At 60.3% G+C, this 781-nt stretch carries 1 protein-coding gene; it reads left to right on the forward strand.

Features of this window, described 5'->3' with window-relative positions:
• Positions 1 to 83: 83 nt before the first annotated feature.
• On the forward strand, positions 84 to 781 hold a 698-nt coding region (locus RTY00_RS24285; protein WP_312666674.1), incomplete at its 3' end, for a biotin/lipoyl-binding protein.

Consider the following 781-nt stretch of genomic DNA (forward strand, 5'->3'; position numbering starts at 1 on the left):
GAGGGACAACTGGTGATGGACAGCCCGAAAGAGAACGCCTTACCGGCACCGCGTGCTAACGGCATTCCGCCGGAGGCGCAATCATGATCAAACAATTACCGGCAAGACTGCGCTTAGTCACGGCGGCAGAAGTGGATTCCTCCGACGATCTGCTGGGCGAACTGCGATCCGAAACCCATTACACCGGCGCGGTGCGGCTGATCGTCATCAGCACCGCACTGATCCTCGTCACGGTGATTTGGGCCTGGTTTGGCGTGCTGGATGAAGTCTCCACCGGCACCGGCAAAGTGATCCCCAGCTCGCGCGATCAGGTGCTGCAATCGCTGGAAGGCGGCATTCTCACCGAGCTGTATGTGCATGAAGGCGATCAGGTGCAGGCCGGGCAAGTGGTGGCGCGTCTGGATGCCACGCGCTCGGAATCAAATGTGGGGGAAAGTGCGGCGCGCTATCGTGCGGCATTGGCTGCCGCCTCGCGCCTCAATGCGGAAGTGAACGATCAGCCGCTGAGTTTCCCGGCGGAGCTGAATAAGTTTCCCGATCTGATCGCATCAGAAACGCGGCTGTATAAAACCCGCCGCGCGCAGCTGACCGATGCCACCGCGCAGTTCAAAGAGTCGCTGGCACTGGCTAACCGTGAGCTGGCCATCACGCAACGCCTGGCGAAAACCGGCGCTGCCAGTAGCGTGGAAGTGCTGCGTTTGCAGCGCGATAAATCGGATCTGGAACTGAAACTCACCGATATGCGTTCGCAATATTACGTGCAGGCGCGCGAGGAGCTGGC

It is taken from the genome of Pantoea sp. CTOTU49201, assembly GCF_032054795.1.
GTDB lineage: Bacteria > Pseudomonadota > Gammaproteobacteria > Enterobacterales > Enterobacteriaceae > Pantoea > Pantoea symbiotica.